The organism is Halomonas sp. H2 (genome assembly GCF_050215315.1).
Taxonomy (GTDB): Bacteria; Pseudomonadota; Gammaproteobacteria; order Pseudomonadales; family Halomonadaceae; genus Vreelandella.
In genome coordinates, this window is sequence record NZ_CP189760.1 from 1,542,666 (window position 1) to 1,556,467 (window position 13,802).

Sequence of the window (13,802 nt, forward strand, 5' to 3'; positions counted from 1 at the left end):
GAAAAATGCCGCTATGAAAAGGGAAGCACCCATGGGAATTCAGATTTATAGCAAGCCAGCTTGTGTTCAGTGCACTGCTACCTACCGTGCGTTAGACAAGCAAGGACTCGATTACACCGTTATTGATATTACCGCTGAAACCGGTGCCCAAGAAGAAGTAGAAGCGCTCGGCTATCGTCAGCTTCCGGTTGTCGTTGTTGGTGAAGATCACTGGTCGGGTTTCCGTCCTGATCGTATCCAAGCGTTGGCCTAACCAACGCCATGTTGGCAAGTTGCTCACATACCACTATGCCTGGCAGCTTGGTGTACTTCTCTACGAAATCAGGTAATACCCATCGCTTTGTAGAAAAGCTTGGCTTCGCCGCAACGCGGCTGCCGCTGAATCGAGAAGAGCCTGTTCTGCGTGTCACCCAGCCGTATATTTTAATTACCCCCACCTATGGTGGGGGCAGTGCTCAGGGCGCAGTACCTAAACAGGTGATCCATTTTCTCAACGACACGCATAACCGAAGCCTCCTGCGGGGGGTGATAGCGGCGGGAAACACTAATTTTGGCGATGCCTATGGTCTTGCTGGCCGCATTATTGCCAAAAAGTGCCAAGTACCGCTGCTGTATCGATTCGAATTATTTGGCACCGACGATGACGTGGCCAATGTCCGCACAGGAGTAGATAAGTTTTGGAAACGACAAGCCTAGCCTCTAAAGACTTAGCCAGTAAAAACGCCGCCCCCCAAAATACGCTAGAAGTTAAGCACCCGGCGGCAGCTTCTGAAGCGCGCACGCTGGACTACCACGCCCTCAATGCCATGCTTAATCTGTACGGTGCCAATGGCGAGCTACAGCTGGATAAAGATCGCGAAGCGGCACGCCAGTATTTTTTACAACACGTTAATCAGAACACCGTGTTCTTCCATTCGTTACAGGAAAAACTCGATTACCTGGTGGAAGAGCAGTACTACGAGGCGGAGATGCTGGCTCAGTATAGCTTCGCCTTTATTAAGTCGCTGTTCGAGCAGGCCTACGCGTACAAATTTCGCTTCCCAAGCTTTTTGGGCGCGTTTAAGTATTACACCAGCTATACGCTGAAGACGTTTGACGGCAAACGCTATTTAGAGCGCTATGAAGACCGCGTTTGCATGGTCGCGCTGACCCTGGCACGGGGCGATGAAGCGCTGGCTAAATCGCTGGTGGATGAAGTGATCTCCGGGCGTTTTCAGCCCGCGACGCCGACCTTTTTAAACTGCGGTAAGCAGCAGCGTGGCGAGTTAGTGTCGTGCTTTCTGCTGCGCATCGAAGACAATATGGAGTCGATTGGCCGGGCGATTAACTCTGCCCTGCAGCTCTCCAAGCGTGGCGGCGGCGTGGCCTTTTTGCTGACCAATATTCGTGAGTCCGGTGCGCCCATTAAGCGAATTGAGAACCAGTCGTCGGGCATTATCCCGATTATGAAGCTGCTGGAAGATGCGTTCTCCTATGCGAACCAGCTGGGTGCGCGGCAGGGCGCGGGGGCGGTGTATTTGAATGCTCACCACCCGGATATTCTGCGCTTTTTAGATACCAAACGGGAAAACGCCGACGAGAAAATTCGTATCAAAACGCTTTCGCTAGGCGTAACGATTCCGGATATTACCTTCGAGCTCGCTAAGCGCAACGACGACATGTACCTGTTCTCGCCCTACGATGTTGAGCGCGTTTACGGCGTTCCATTTGGCGATATCAGCGTCACCGAGAAGTACCATGAAATGGTCGCGGATGCGCGCATTCGCAAGCACAAAATCAATGCCCGGGCGTTTTTCCAGGTGCTGGCCGAGCTGCAGTTTGAGTCGGGTTACCCTTATTTGATGTTTGAAGACACGGTTAATCGCGCCAACCCGATTGCCGGTCGCATCAATATGAGTAACCTCTGCTCGGAGATTTTGCAGGTCAATACACCCACCGAGTATGACGAAGACCTGGGTTACCGCCATATTGGCCAGGATATCTCGTGTAACTTGGGCTCGATGAACATTGCCAAGGTGATGGACTCAGGCGATCTCGGCACCAGCGTGGAAGTCGCCATTCGCGGTCTTACCGCCGTGTCGGAAATGAGTAATCTGCGTAGCGTGCCGTCAATTGCCGAGGGCAATGCTCAGTCTCGGGCGATTGGCTTGGGCCAGATGAACCTGCACGGCTATTTGGCGCGGGAGCATATTTACTACGGTTCTGACGAAGGTTTGGATTTTACCAATCTCTATTTCTACTGCGTGGCCTTTCATGCGATCCGTGCGTCGAACCGTTTGGCAATTGAGCATAAAGACACTTTCGCAGGCTTTGCGGACTCCACCTATGCCTCGGGTTCATTCTTCGACAAGTACACCGATCAAGCGTGGCTGCCGCGTACCGACAAAGTGCGTGAGTTATTTGAACGCAGCGGTATCGCGTTGCCGACCCAAGACGATTGGCAGGAGCTGAAAGCCTCGGTCATGGCCCACGGTTTATACAACCGTAACCTGCAGGCGGTGCCGCCCACAGGATCGATCTCCTATATCAACAACTCCACCTCCAGTATTCACCCGGTGGCGGCGAGAATCGAGATTCGTAAAGAGGGCAAGTTAGGGCGCGTTTACTATCCCGCACCGTTCCTGGATGAGGCCAATTTTGACTACTTCCAGGACGCCTATGAGATTGGCCCTGAGAAAATCATCGACACCTACGCGGAAGCCTCGCAGCACGTCGATCAAGGCCTATCGCTAACGCTGTTTTTCCCTGATACAGCGAGTACGCGAGACATCAATAAGGCGCAGATTTACGCCTGGCGCAAAGGCATCAAAACGCTTTACTACATTCGCCTACGCCAAAGTGCCTTAGAAGGCACCGAAGTAGAAGGCTGCGTTTCCTGCACGCTCTAGGCGTTTGACGACATCGAAGAGATTGACAATATGAACACTATGCAACGTTTATCGCGGGTTGACGCGATTAACTGGAACCGGCTTCAGGATGATAAAGACCTGGAAGTATGGAACCGTTTAACCAGCAACTTTTGGTTGCCTGAAAAAGTGCCGCTGTCGAATGATATTCAGTCGTGGAATACGCTGACGGACAAAGAAAAGCAGCTGACAATCCGCGTGTTTACTGGCTTGACGCTGCTGGATACGATTCAGAGCAGCGTCGGCGCTCCGGTGCTTATGGAAGACGCCCGTACACCCCACGAAGAAGCGGTGTACACCAATATCGCCTTTATGGAGTCGGTGCATGCACGCTCCTACAGCTCGATCTTCTCGACACTGTGTACCACCCGTGATGTCGACGATGCGTTTCGCTGGAGCGAAGAGAACCCCACGCTGCAGGCGAAATCTCAGCTGATTTTAGAGCGCTACCGCTCGGACGATCCGCTGATGCGCAAGGTCGCCAGTGTGTTCTTGGAGTCGTTTCTGTTCTATTCCGGCTTCTACCTGCCGATGTACTGGTCAAGCCACGCCAAGTTGACCAATACTGCTGATCTGATTCGTCTGATCATTCGCGATGAAGCGGTGCATGGCTACTACATTGGTTATAAATTCCAGCAAGCGCTGGCAGAAGCGACGCCAGCGCGACAGCAGGAAGTGAAAGATTACGCCTACGAGCTGCTACTGGAGCTTTATGACAACGAAGTGCGCTATACCGAGTCGCTGTATGACGAGGTGGGGCTGAGCGAAGACGTGAAAAAATTCCTTCACTATAACGCTAACAAAGCGCTGATGAACCTCGGCTACGAGCCACTGTTCCCCAGCAGCGTCACCGATGTCGATCCGACAATTATGGCAGCGCTGTCGCCAAATGCCGACGAGAACCACGACTTCTTCTCCGGCTCCGGCTCCTCCTACGTCATCGGCAAAGCCGTCGCCACCGAAGACGACGACTGGGCGTTTTAAGAAGTAGCGTTTACCTGAGGTTGTAGAGACGAGGGGAGATGAGTTTTAATTACTAAGCGGAGGCTAATATAGCCTCCGCTTTTTTTATTTTGGATTTATGCACCTGAACCCTTTTAAGTGCTAATGATAAATATTGTCATTTCTTATATTAGTGGTAGACTAGGCGGCGTAAAAGATAAACGCAAATCGTTCTTATACCTAATTAGTTTCTAGTTGGGCGGTGCTCGCCGCCCGCTACTCAGTAACGGAGATTCGACGTGCTGAACAGGCCTTTCTTTGCCTTGCGTGGATGGTGGCTAGCGGGAGTGCTGGCCAGCGGCACGTTGCTGGTAAGTGAACAAGCAGTGGCTCAAGCGGCCGAAAGTGTCGAAGCCCAGCAAGCCCAGGCAGCGTTTCAGGAACAGATTGATGCTGCCGATGAGCAGACCCGCGCGCAGTTGGAAGAGTTACGTCGTTTAGAGCGTGAAACCCAACAGTTAGACGCCAATAATGCCTCTTTAACCGGACATTTGGCGGAAGAGGCCGAGCGTCAGCAGCGGTTGGCAACCGCGCTCGATACGCTGGAAGAGACGCGTGCCGCGCTCCCCGTGATTGAACAAAATATGTCAGCGCAGCTTAGCCAATGGATTGAGCGTGATTTGCCTTTCCTACGCGATGAGCGTTTGGCGCGGGTTGAGCGTCAGCCAGACGAGCAGAGCGAAAACAGCGTTGAGCGCATCAATGGGCTGCTTGAAGCGTGGCGTGTTGAACTCGACTATGGGCGCGAGATGGATAGCTGGCGTGGCCGCTTGCGTCAGGATGACCGCGAGCGTGAAGTAGATTTCTTACGCGTTGGACGTATCGGCTTTTATTACTTAACGCCTGATGGCCGTGAAGGCGGCGTGTGGAATGCTGAGGAGAGCGCCTGGCAGCCACTGGCTGATGAGTACCTGCGTGAAGTTCGCACTGGCCTGCGTATCGCGCAAGATCAGCGTGCCCCAGATCTCTTAACCTTGCCGCTCTCAATCAGTGTGAATGATCAGCAGGGAGAGCAACCATGAGCCGTTACTGCTTGTCTACCAATAGATTAACCTTTAATCGCTCACCCATTCGCCGTATTGGCTATGCCTGCGCGCTGCTAGCGCTAGTGACAGTCAGCGGATTGTCTATGGCTCAGAGCGATAGCGCTACTTCACTGCGAGAAGCGCGAGAAGCTGCTGAGGCGCGTGATCAGCAGCGCCTGATGAGCTTTCTGGATGATCAGCAGGCACTAGCGTCTGCGCTGGAGCAGGCGCGTGCCGAGAATCAAGCCGCTGAAGAGCAGTACCAAACGCTTCAGGCCCAGCAGGAAGCGCAAACATCACAGGCGAGTGAACTGACCGAGCGCCAAACGGAGCAGGGCGAAGCGCTATCAGGTCTACTCGACAACCTTGCCCGGCATAGCTCTGAGGTGCGTAATGCCCTGGGTGATGAGAGTTTATTAACACTCGAAGAGGCCGCGTTGCCGCTGCGCTTGGGCGAAGTCGAAGTGCTTGAGCGCCACCAACTGGAAAATGTGGTCGATCGCTTGGCGGCGTTAACCGCCAGCACGGGCCGTGCCGAGCGTCTTGAGTTGCCCGTTGCAGATGCCAACGGCAATGTGGCAACGCGCGAAGTAGTGCGGCTGGGTGATTTTGCCGCCTTTACCGAGGGTGCGCTTTTACAGCGCGGTGAAGGAGATAATGGTTTAGCCGTATTGCCACGCACGCCTGATGAAATCGGTGGGTTGCTGGCGGCTTATTACCAAGGCGAGAGCAACCTATTCGCTGTTGACCCCACGCAGGGCAGCGTACTGCGTGCATTAGCCCAGCAGCCGAGCCTCTGGGAGCGTTTCCAACAGGGCGGTTACGTCGGTTATGTGGTCGTGGCACTGGGTATTGTGGGTTTGATCATTGGCTTAGGCCAATATCTTTACCTGGTGCTCGTCAGCGTACGCGTAAATCGCCAGCGTAAAGCGCTCAACCAACTGCGTGATAACAATCCGTTGGGGCGTGTGCTGCTGCGTTTTGAAGGCATGGATAAGCATCAAACCCCTGAAGCGCTGGAGGCACGACTGGATGAGGCGGTGTTAGCGGAACTACCCAAGCTGGAGCGGAGTCAGCCGATGGTCAAGCTGCTGGCGGCGATTGCCCCATTACTCGGTTTGTTGGGCACGGTGACCGGTATGATCGTAACCTTTCAAGCGATCACGGTATTTGGTACCGGCGATCCTCAGCTAATGGCAGGGGGTATCAGCCAAGCATTGGTGACTACCGTGTTGGGGCTGATTACGGCTGTGCCGCTGCTGTTTGTTCAGACGGCGCTCTCCGGGCGCAGTCGTTATTTGACCCACGTGATCGAGGGGCAGGCTAGTGCGACATTGGCAGACCACCTCGAATCTCACTCGGCCGTGGTGAATTAACATGTCCTCTCTTCCTCTCTGGCTCGAACCCGTTGAGCGCTTGGTAGAGGCGGGTGGGGTGGTGCTCGTCGTGCTGGCGGTCGTGGCCGTGCTGGTGTTTGCCATGGCCATGGAGCGTTGGTGGTATTACCGCATAACCTGGCGTTTAGCGAGGCGTCAGCTGCTGCGCCGCTGGGCGGCACGCAGCGACCACGTTAGCTGGAGTGCACGAACCCTGCGCCACGTATGGACGGAAGCACTGGTCGCTAGGCTGCGCAAGCCCCTGCCGTGGTTAAAGCTATTGGTCGCGCTGTGCCCTTTACTGGGCTTGCTGGGAACAGTGACGGGGATGATCAGTGTGTTTGACAGCCTTTCGCTGAGTGAGACCCACCAAGCCCGTGCTATGGCGGATGGCGTTGCACGGGCGACGCTGCCGACCTTGACCGGCATGGCCGTTGCCGTGGTAGGGCTGTTATTTATTAGTCGCTTAGAGCATGTCATTCGTCGTGAAGACCAGCGTCTGCACGATCGCTTAGCGCGGGCACTGGAGGATAATGATGCGTAGACGCCGTTCAATAGACGCCACGGCTGAGAGCAATGAGGTGAACCTCACCCCCATGCTCGACGTGGTATTTATTATGCTGATCTTCTTTATCGTCACCACCAGCTTTGTAAAAGAGAGCGGGGTTGAGATTAACCGCCCTGAATCTAGCGCCGCCAGCCCACGTCCGGATGCTCAAGTGTTAGTGGCGGTGTCGCCTGAAGGCGCGGTGTGGGTCGATGGCAGCCCGGTCGATGTGCATCGAGTCGGCCAACAAGTGGCCGAAATGCTCAGTGAAGATGGCTCGGTAGTTATCCAGGCGGATCGCGAATCCACCACGGGGCTGTTGATCGAGGTGATGGATCGCTTGCGTGAAGCGGGCGTTGACCAAGTAGCGGTGGCGGCGAGTCGGAGTGGTTCATGATGCGGCACCTGCTATCGTTATTGGGAGGCGTGGTACTCGCGGTAGGGCTGTTCTGGCTGCTTGCTCAGTTGGTTGCTCCGCCTGAGCGGGAGCCTGAAAAGCTGACCATGAGCATGGCGATGAACATGATCGAGGCACCGAAGGTGGCCCCGGAGCAGGAGGCACCTGCGCCACAGCCCGCTGAGGCAGCGCCGCAGCAAGCGCCCCCGCCTGCGCCTGCACCCGAGCCGCCACCGGTGGCCGACAGCGCGATTAGTCTGCCGGAAGTAGCATTGCCGGAGGAGCCGGTAGAGCCCGTTGAAATGGACAGCGAGCTCCCCGAGCTAACGGAAGTAACACCGGAGCCAGAACCGCAGCCGGCGCCGGAACCAACCCCGCAGCCACCTCCCCAGGAGGCGCCCGCAGAGCCCGCTCCGACGCAAAGTGCCTCGTCAAGTGAATTAGACGCCGCACCCGCAGAGCGCGAAGCGGCACCAGAAGCACAGCCGGCACCTTCCAATGAGCCGGTCAGCGTGGGGCAGGCAACCCCCACCAGTCGGGTGAATCCAAGCTATCCGGCACGCGCGCAGCGCCGCGGTATGGAGGGCTTTGTAGAAGTCGCCTTTATGATTCGCCGCGATGGCAGCGTCGACACCTCTTCGATTCGGGTAACCAATGCCCAGCCGCGTCGCGTATTTGATGATGCGGCGCGTGACGCCATTGCCCAGTGGCAATTTGAACCCAGTGATCGGTTACGCAATGCCACCCAGCGGATCGAGTTTCAGTTGAGGTAGCGTGATGAAGCGGTTTTTATGCATTTTATTGGTAAGCGCTTGGTCAGCATCGTCACTGGCAGCCCCGGCGTTGCAGGGCGACTTGATTGCCGATCTCAGAGCGCTGCAGGGCGATCTGCAGGAAGGAGCGCTTGATCAGGTGGTTGAACGGGCTACGGCCCAGGCCGAGCGGTTGAGCTCGGGCAATCAATCCGATCAATGGGCCAGCGCGCTCTATCAACAGCTAGCGGCCGGAGCCTTGGCGCGTCAGGATCAGCCCGCCGCGGCAGCCGATCGTTTGGCCATTGCGCAAGGTTTAAGCGGTGTTGATCGTGATCAGGCAGCCCGCTGGCTACGTGAAGAGGCTTCACTGCGCCGTGTCGCAGGGCAGCGGGATCAAGCCATTGAGCTACTCGCTGAGTGGTTAGCCGATCAACAGGATGTTGATACCGCTTGGCAATTAACCCGCCTGCTGGCGCACCAGGAGCGGTGGGATGAAGCGGCACAGTGGCTTGAGCAAGCCATTGGTCAAACCGCCGAAAATGAAGAATTGAGCGAAGCGCGCCAAGCTTTGACGTTAGCCATCTACCGCAATGCAGGGCAGGGTGACCAGGCGCTGGGCTGGCTGCTTGATGGTTTAAGCGCGCAAAGCGAAACGGTCGATTGGCGCCAAGCGGCCGGGCTTGCTCAGCAAGCAGGGCAGCCAGGCGTGGCCGCTGGCTTGTGGGAAACGGCCTGGCAACTGGGTAAATCAACTGAGCCTGAGGATCGCTGGTTGTTGATTCAGCTGCATCTTGCAGGCGGCACGCCCGCTCGTGCAGCCGAGCATCTTGAGCAAGCGCTGGTAGAGGGCGATATCGTCCGTGACGAAACGAATCTACGCCTGCTGGCGACTGCTTGGCAGCAGGCTAAGCACGTCGAAAATGCTTTGAGCACCTGGCATGGCTTGGCCGAGCAAACCCAGCTAGCCGCCGATTGGCGTACGTATGGCCAGCTTGCCTATGCCTGGGGAGAAAACGACCAAGCAAAGCAAGCGTTTGCTCGCGCCTCAGAATTAGGCGATGAAGAAGCCACTCAATGGCTGGCAAGTTTTCAATAGAAGTTCAAGGCGCCGCTCTAACGCCTTAGCAGTAGGTATGGAAATTACGCTTTAAGCGCAATATCGAAGTCGCTCCAGGTAGGCGCATGATCCGATGGCCGCTCCATGCCGCGCAGGTCGTAATCGATGCCCGCGCCGGTAACGTGTTCGGCCAATGCGGAAGTGACTAGAATATAGTCGATACGCAGGCCACGTTTGGGTTCCTGGTTAAATCCTTTTGAGCGGTAATCGAACCAGCTAAAGCGGTCATCGCTTTGCGGGTAGCAGAGGCGATAGCTGTCGGTTAGCCCCCAGGCTTTAATCCCTTCGAGCCACTCACGCTCAATGGGTTGAAAGCTGGTTTTGCCTTCACGCAGCCAGCGCTTGCGGTTAGCGTCACCGATACCGATGTCCTGGTCTTGCGGAGAGATATTAAAATCACCCATAATGGCCAGCCGTTCGTCAGGGCGGTGCTGCTCGTTAAGCAGCCGCGCTAACTGGCCGTAAAAGCGCTCTTTATGGGGAAACTTGGTCGGATGAGTGACATTTTCCCCTTGAGGGAAGTAGCCGTTCCACACCGTCACCGGTTCGCCATCTGCGGTTAGCAGACGGACGCCAATCATGCGCCGCTGGGCGTCTTCTGCATCGTCGGGGAAGCCATAAAACACTTCTTGGGGCGCCTGGCGGCACATTAAGGCAACCCCATAGTGGCCTTTCTGACCATGGTAAAAGACGTGATAGCCCATGGCTTCCACATCGGCGATAGGAAACTCGCTGTCTTGCACCTTGGTTTCTTGTAAGCCAATTACATCAGGCTGCTGGGTGTCGATCAGCGCCTGTAACTGGTGAAGGCGGGCACGAATGCCGTTTATATTGAACGAAACCAAACGCATTACGAGTCGTCCCCTTTTAGCTTGTCAGGCGAAGCGCTTTTGTCAGCGTGAATAGCAATATCCTGCCCGCTCTGCTGACGGGCCAGTTTGCGTACCGCCTGTAGCTTACGCTGCTGCTGCTTTTTAGCCACAAAACGGCGCGAAGGGGCGACCTGATCAGGATTGTCATGGCGCCACTTTTTATAATCCTTGCGCCGACCGGTACGAATTGTCACCTTGTCGGCCAGTGAACGAGTTTTTTTCTTACGCGTCATGTCGCGCTCCTTACGTCGATTTGACGGCCATTCTAACAGGCCTTGGGACTCCTTCGACAGCAAGACGCGCTCTTATCGCAAAGCCCTGGTACAATGCGCGCTTCATGATGCCAACTTCCACAGCAATGGACAGATAGACAGCCTATGAGCGAGTCGGAACAGACCACAGCACCGGCCCAGAATCGCAAGCCAAAACGCCGCCGTCGTAAACCGCGTCGCCGCCAGTCGAACTGGGATCTTCGTCAGTTTCAGGTGCCTGCCGTGGCCGGTAAGTGGCGCTTTCATGACTTTGATCTGCCGCTGCCCATAATGCGCGCAATTCATGCCCAAGGGTTTGAGTACTGTACGCCTATTCAAGCTGAGGCCCTGCGCCAAACGCTGTTAGGTGGCGACATTGTCGGCAAAGCACAAACGGGAACCGGTAAAACCGCGGCCTTTTTGATCTCGGTAATGGCCTACTTTCTGGAAGAGTCAGCGCCCAATGGTCAAAAACCGGGTGCACCGCGGGCGTTGATTATTGCGCCTACTCGCGAGCTAGCGTTGCAAATCGAGAAAGATGCCAAAGCGTTAGCGCGCTTCACGCAGCTTAACGTAGCCAGCGTCGTCGGCGGTATGGATTACCAGAAGCAGCGTGAAAGTCTGGGTAGCAAGATCGATATTCTGGTGGCAACGCCAGGGCGCCTGCTGGATTTCCATCAGAAGCGCGATATCGACCTCAATGAAGTCGAAGTATTGGTATTAGATGAAGCCGACCGTATGTTGTCGATGGGCTTTATCCCCGATGTGAAGCGAATCATTCGCTACACGCCGAAAAAAGAGGAGCGCCAAACCTTCCTCTTCTCGGCCACCTTTACTGACGATATCTTGAATCTTGCCAGTCAATGGACGCTTGACCCTGCTCACGTTGAGATTGAGGTCACCGTTGAGAACCAGGCGGATATCGATCAGCGGGTTTACCTGGTGTCCGATGACGACAAGCAGCGTTTGCTGGTGAATCTACTTCAGCAAGAGAGCTTTGGGCGCGTGATGGTATTTGGTAACCGCCGTGACTTAGTGCGCAAGCTTGACGACCTGCTCAAAAAAGCCGGTGTCAGTGTGGCGATGCTGTCGGGCGATGTGCCACAGAACCAGCGCATCAAAACCCTGGAGAGCTTTCGCGAAGGTGAGATTCAGGTATTGGTCGCTACTGATGTAGCCGGCCGTGGGATCCATATTGAAGACGTCAGTCATGTCATCAATTACACCTTGCCCGAGGACCCGGAAGATTACGTGCACCGCATTGGTCGTACCGGCCGTGCTGGCGCGAAGGGCGTGTCGATTAGCTTCGTCGGTGAAGAAGATGCCTTCTCGCTGCCGGAAATCGAGCGCTATATCAACGACAAGCTGCCCTGCGTACATCCGCCGGAAGGTATGCTCTAAGCCGCATGCTGGATACTGCCCTTAAAAGTGAGATTCAAGACGCTTACCGTCGCGTGGTGGACACCCTTGAGCTAACCCCACGCTACGGCCAGCGCATGATGATCGCTGAAATCGCCCGGACGCTGGGTAATATCGAAAGCGACGGCGAGGGTAAGCGGACCAGCGATACCCACGTCTGTGTGCTCGAAGCAGGTACCGGTACGGGTAAAACCCTGGCCTATCTGATCGCTGCTTTGCCGATCGCTAAAGCGCGCGGCAAACGGCTGATTATCTCGACGGCCACGGTCGCGCTTCAAGAGCAGGTGCTCAATCAGGATTTACCTTCGTTAGCCAGCCATAGTGGCCTAGCTTTTCGTTACGCCTTAGCCAAAGGGCGTGGCCGCTATGTGTGCGTGGCGCGTTTGGATCAGGCGCTGGAAGGCAGTGAACCCAACCCGACGCTGTCGCTGTTTGAGCAGTCGCTGCAAACCCAAAGTAGCGACTTCACGGTGATTGCCAGCGATATGGCGCAAGCCTATGGCCAGGGGGAGTGGGAGGGCGATCGCGACAACTGGCCCGAGGCAATAGAGGATGCCCACTGGCGGCGGCTAACGGTGGATCATCGCCAGTGCACGGGGCGGCGCTGCGGGCACTTCGGCGCCTGCGCGTTCTTTCGTTCCCGCCGCGAGCTTGAAAATGCTGACGTCATCGTTGCCAACCACGACCTGGTGCTGGCTGACTTGGCCTTGGGCGGCGGCGCGATCTTGCCCGACCCCGCAGACTGTATTTTCGTGTTTGATGAAGGTCACCACCTGCCAGAGAAGGCGCTTTCCCATTTTGCCCACCGCTTTGCGGTGCACGGCTGTTTGCGCTGGCTGAAAACATTGCGAAGCAGTTTGACCGACCTTCACCAGGCGCTGGCTATTCAGCCCACGGTGGCGCGCCTATTGGTGAGCTTGCCAGAGCTGATTCACAATCTGGAACCGGCGCTGGGTGATGTGTTTAGCATGGGGCATCAGCTAGCAGAGCGGCCCAACGGTTTAGCGGACGAAGAAGCCACCCATCAATCGCGCTTCGAGAAAGGCCAGGTGCCCGATGCGCTGCGTGAGCAGGCGCAGCAGCTATTGGTGATGTTTGCCTCGCTGTCGCGCTGCCTGGAAAGTATCAGCGATATTCTGCGTGAAAGCCTTGATCCCGATAAGCAGACCGGCCTTGACCGCGAGCAGGCCGAAGCCTGGCTGCCGTTGGTGGCGCTACTGCATGGGCGGGCGTTAGAGGCGCATGCACTGTGGCAGGCGTTTAGCGAGCAGGACGTTGCTAACGAGGCGCCCAGCGCCCGCTGGATCACGCTAAGCCGTGTAGCCGGTGAGCCGGAGGTTGAGTTTTCAGCCAGCCCGGTGTCAGCGGCGCATACCTTGGCCAAGCATTTGTGGGGGCGTTGCCACGGCGCGGTGGTTACCTCGGCGACGTTGACCGCGCTGGGGCGCTTTGAGCGACTTCAAGAGCGGTCGGGATTGGCCAATCGCTATCGCTATCAGGCGCTGCCTAGCCCGTTCGATTACGCCAATGCAGTGCTGCGTGTGCCCCAGCAGGCCACCGATCCCAGCGATAGGGATGCCCACGAAAGCGCCATCGTCAGCTTTGTGTCGCAGTTGGCCGACAAAGAGGCAGCGCTGGTGCTGTTCTCTTCCCGCGCCCAGCTGCGCGCGGTGGATAAAGCGTTGCCAGCCAGCGTGAAGGAGCGTGTACTCGCCCAGGATGCGCTGCCCAAGCGTGAGCTGATCGAGCGCCATCGGGCGGCGGTTGATAAGGGTGAGGGTAGTATTATCTTTGGCTTGGCGAGCTTCGCCGAAGGGATTGATTTACCCGGTGATTACCTGACCCATGTGGTGATTACGCGTTTGCCGTTTGCGGTGCCCGACGACCCAGTAGGCGCCACGTTAGCGGAGTGGATAGAGAGCCAGGGCGGCAATGCGTTTATGCGCATTAGCGTGCCCGATGCGTCTATAAAACTGGTGCAGGCCTGCGGCAGGTTAATTCGCAAAGAGAGCGACCGCGGAACCATTACGATACTGGATAAGCGGGTGATTACTCGCCGCTACGGGCAGGCGCTGTTGGATGCGCTGCCGCCCTTTCGGCGTGAAATCAGCCGCTAATGAAAAAAACCCCGCCGT

14 protein-coding genes are annotated in these 13,802 nt (G+C 56.3%); 12 read left to right on the plus strand and 2 right to left on the minus strand.

The genetic code is table 11. From position 1 onward, the window contains the following. Positions 1–31: 31 nt before the first annotated feature. From nrdH to ACQE2I_RS07125, 10 genes are all read left to right on the plus strand, one after another. Positions 32–253 carry a glutaredoxin-like protein NrdH gene (gene nrdH, locus ACQE2I_RS07080; protein WP_427030809.1) on the plus strand — a complete coding sequence of 74 codons (222 nt, stop codon included), beginning with the start codon at positions 32–34 and terminating at the stop codon, positions 251–253. 8 nt (positions 254–261) lie between these two features. After that, positions 262–696, plus strand: a complete 435-nt coding sequence (gene nrdI / locus ACQE2I_RS07085; RefSeq protein WP_427030810.1) for a class Ib ribonucleoside-diphosphate reductase assembly flavoprotein NrdI — start codon at positions 262–264, stop codon at positions 694–696. After that, a complete protein-coding gene (gene nrdE / locus ACQE2I_RS07090) occupies positions 678–2,888 on the plus strand; it encodes a class 1b ribonucleoside-diphosphate reductase subunit alpha (RefSeq protein ID WP_427030811.1) in 2,211 nt (736 codons plus the stop codon). The genes nrdI and nrdE overlap by 19 nt, the downstream gene beginning before the upstream one ends. Positions 2,889–2,918: 30 nt before the next feature. After that, a complete protein-coding gene (gene nrdF, locus ACQE2I_RS07095) occupies positions 2,919–3,890 on the plus strand; it encodes a class 1b ribonucleoside-diphosphate reductase subunit beta (RefSeq protein ID WP_427030813.1) in 972 nt (323 codons plus the stop codon). A gap of 257 nt (positions 3,891–4,147) precedes the next feature. Further along, positions 4,148–4,930: a DUF3450 domain-containing protein gene (locus tag ACQE2I_RS07100; RefSeq protein ID WP_427030814.1), complete on the plus strand. Its 783-nt coding sequence runs from the start codon at positions 4,148–4,150 to the stop codon at positions 4,928–4,930. Next, a complete protein-coding gene (locus ACQE2I_RS07105; RefSeq protein WP_427030815.1) occupies positions 4,927–6,309 on the plus strand; it encodes a MotA/TolQ/ExbB proton channel family protein in 1,383 nt (460 codons plus the stop codon). The genes ACQE2I_RS07100 and ACQE2I_RS07105 overlap by 4 nt, the downstream gene beginning before the upstream one ends. Position 6,310: 1 nt before the next feature. Next, the gene (locus ACQE2I_RS07110; RefSeq protein WP_427030816.1) at positions 6,311–6,853 is read left to right on the plus strand and encodes a MotA/TolQ/ExbB proton channel family protein; all 543 of its coding nucleotides are present in this window, start codon (positions 6,311–6,313) and stop codon (positions 6,851–6,853) included. Beyond that, positions 6,846–7,253 carry an ExbD/TolR family protein gene (locus tag ACQE2I_RS07115; protein ID WP_427031405.1) on the plus strand — a complete coding sequence of 136 codons (408 nt, stop codon included), beginning with the start codon at positions 6,846–6,848 and terminating at the stop codon, positions 7,251–7,253. Before ACQE2I_RS07110 ends, ACQE2I_RS07115 begins: the two co-directional genes overlap by 8 nt. After that, on the plus strand, positions 7,250–8,026 hold the full coding sequence (locus ACQE2I_RS07120; protein ID WP_427030818.1) for an energy transducer TonB: 777 nt from the start codon (positions 7,250–7,252) through the stop codon (positions 8,024–8,026). The genes ACQE2I_RS07115 and ACQE2I_RS07120 overlap by 4 nt, the downstream gene beginning before the upstream one ends. A gap of 4 nt (positions 8,027–8,030) precedes the next feature. Continuing rightward, positions 8,031–9,104 (plus strand): hypothetical protein, encoded by a 1,074-nt coding sequence (locus tag ACQE2I_RS07125; RefSeq protein WP_427030820.1) that lies wholly within the window; start codon positions 8,031–8,033, stop codon positions 9,102–9,104. A gap of 44 nt (positions 9,105–9,148) precedes the next feature. On the opposite strand, the gene xthA is transcribed toward ACQE2I_RS07125, so the two are convergent. Both xthA and ACQE2I_RS07135 read right to left on the minus strand, forming a co-directional pair. Beyond that, complete coding sequence (gene xthA / locus ACQE2I_RS07130) at positions 9,149–9,976, minus strand: exodeoxyribonuclease III (RefSeq protein WP_427030822.1); 828 nt, start codon at positions 9,974–9,976, stop codon at positions 9,149–9,151. Continuing rightward, entirely contained in the window at positions 9,976–10,230 is a 255-nt protein-coding gene (locus ACQE2I_RS07135; RefSeq protein WP_427030824.1) for a hypothetical protein, read from the minus strand. Before ACQE2I_RS07135 ends, xthA begins: the two co-directional genes overlap by 1 nt. Before the next feature lie 144 nt (positions 10,231–10,374). On the opposite strand from ACQE2I_RS07135, the gene rhlB reads away from it, so the two are divergent. Continuing rightward, positions 10,375–11,649, plus strand: coding sequence for an ATP-dependent RNA helicase RhlB (gene rhlB, locus ACQE2I_RS07140; protein ID WP_427030826.1), 1,275 nt, complete (start codon positions 10,375–10,377; stop codon positions 11,647–11,649). A gap of 5 nt (positions 11,650–11,654) precedes the next feature. Beyond that, positions 11,655–13,784 carry an ATP-dependent DNA helicase DinG gene (gene dinG / locus ACQE2I_RS07145; protein WP_427030828.1) on the plus strand — a complete coding sequence of 710 codons (2,130 nt, stop codon included), beginning with the start codon at positions 11,655–11,657 and terminating at the stop codon, positions 13,782–13,784. Positions 13,785–13,802 lie beyond the last annotated feature (18 nt).

Coding starts and splice junctions, on each gene's coding strand:
- nrdH (WP_427030809.1), top strand. CDS start 32: ATGGGAATTCAGATTTATAGCAAGCCAGCTTGTGTTCAGTGCACTGCT.
- nrdI (WP_427030810.1), top strand. CDS start 262: ATGTTGGCAAGTTGCTCACATACCACTATGCCTGGCAGCTTGGTGTAC.
- nrdF (WP_427030813.1), top strand. CDS start 2,919: ATGAACACTATGCAACGTTTATCGCGGGTTGACGCGATTAACTGGAAC.
- ACQE2I_RS07105 (WP_427030815.1), top strand. CDS start 4,927: ATGAGCCGTTACTGCTTGTCTACCAATAGATTAACCTTTAATCGCTCA.
- ACQE2I_RS07110 (WP_427030816.1), top strand. CDS start 6,311: ATGTCCTCTCTTCCTCTCTGGCTCGAACCCGTTGAGCGCTTGGTAGAG.
- ACQE2I_RS07115 (WP_427031405.1), top strand. CDS start 6,846: ATGCGTAGACGCCGTTCAATAGACGCCACGGCTGAGAGCAATGAGGTG.
- ACQE2I_RS07120 (WP_427030818.1), top strand. CDS start 7,250: ATGATGCGGCACCTGCTATCGTTATTGGGAGGCGTGGTACTCGCGGTA.
- ACQE2I_RS07125 (WP_427030820.1), top strand. CDS start 8,031: ATGAAGCGGTTTTTATGCATTTTATTGGTAAGCGCTTGGTCAGCATCG.
- xthA (WP_427030822.1), bottom strand. CDS start 9,976: ATGCGTTTGGTTTCGTTCAATATAAACGGCATTCGTGCCCGCCTTCAC.
- ACQE2I_RS07135 (WP_427030824.1), bottom strand. CDS start 10,230: ATGACGCGTAAGAAAAAAACTCGTTCACTGGCCGACAAGGTGACAATT.
- rhlB (WP_427030826.1), top strand. CDS start 10,375: ATGAGCGAGTCGGAACAGACCACAGCACCGGCCCAGAATCGCAAGCCA.
- dinG (WP_427030828.1), top strand. CDS start 11,655: ATGCTGGATACTGCCCTTAAAAGTGAGATTCAAGACGCTTACCGTCGC.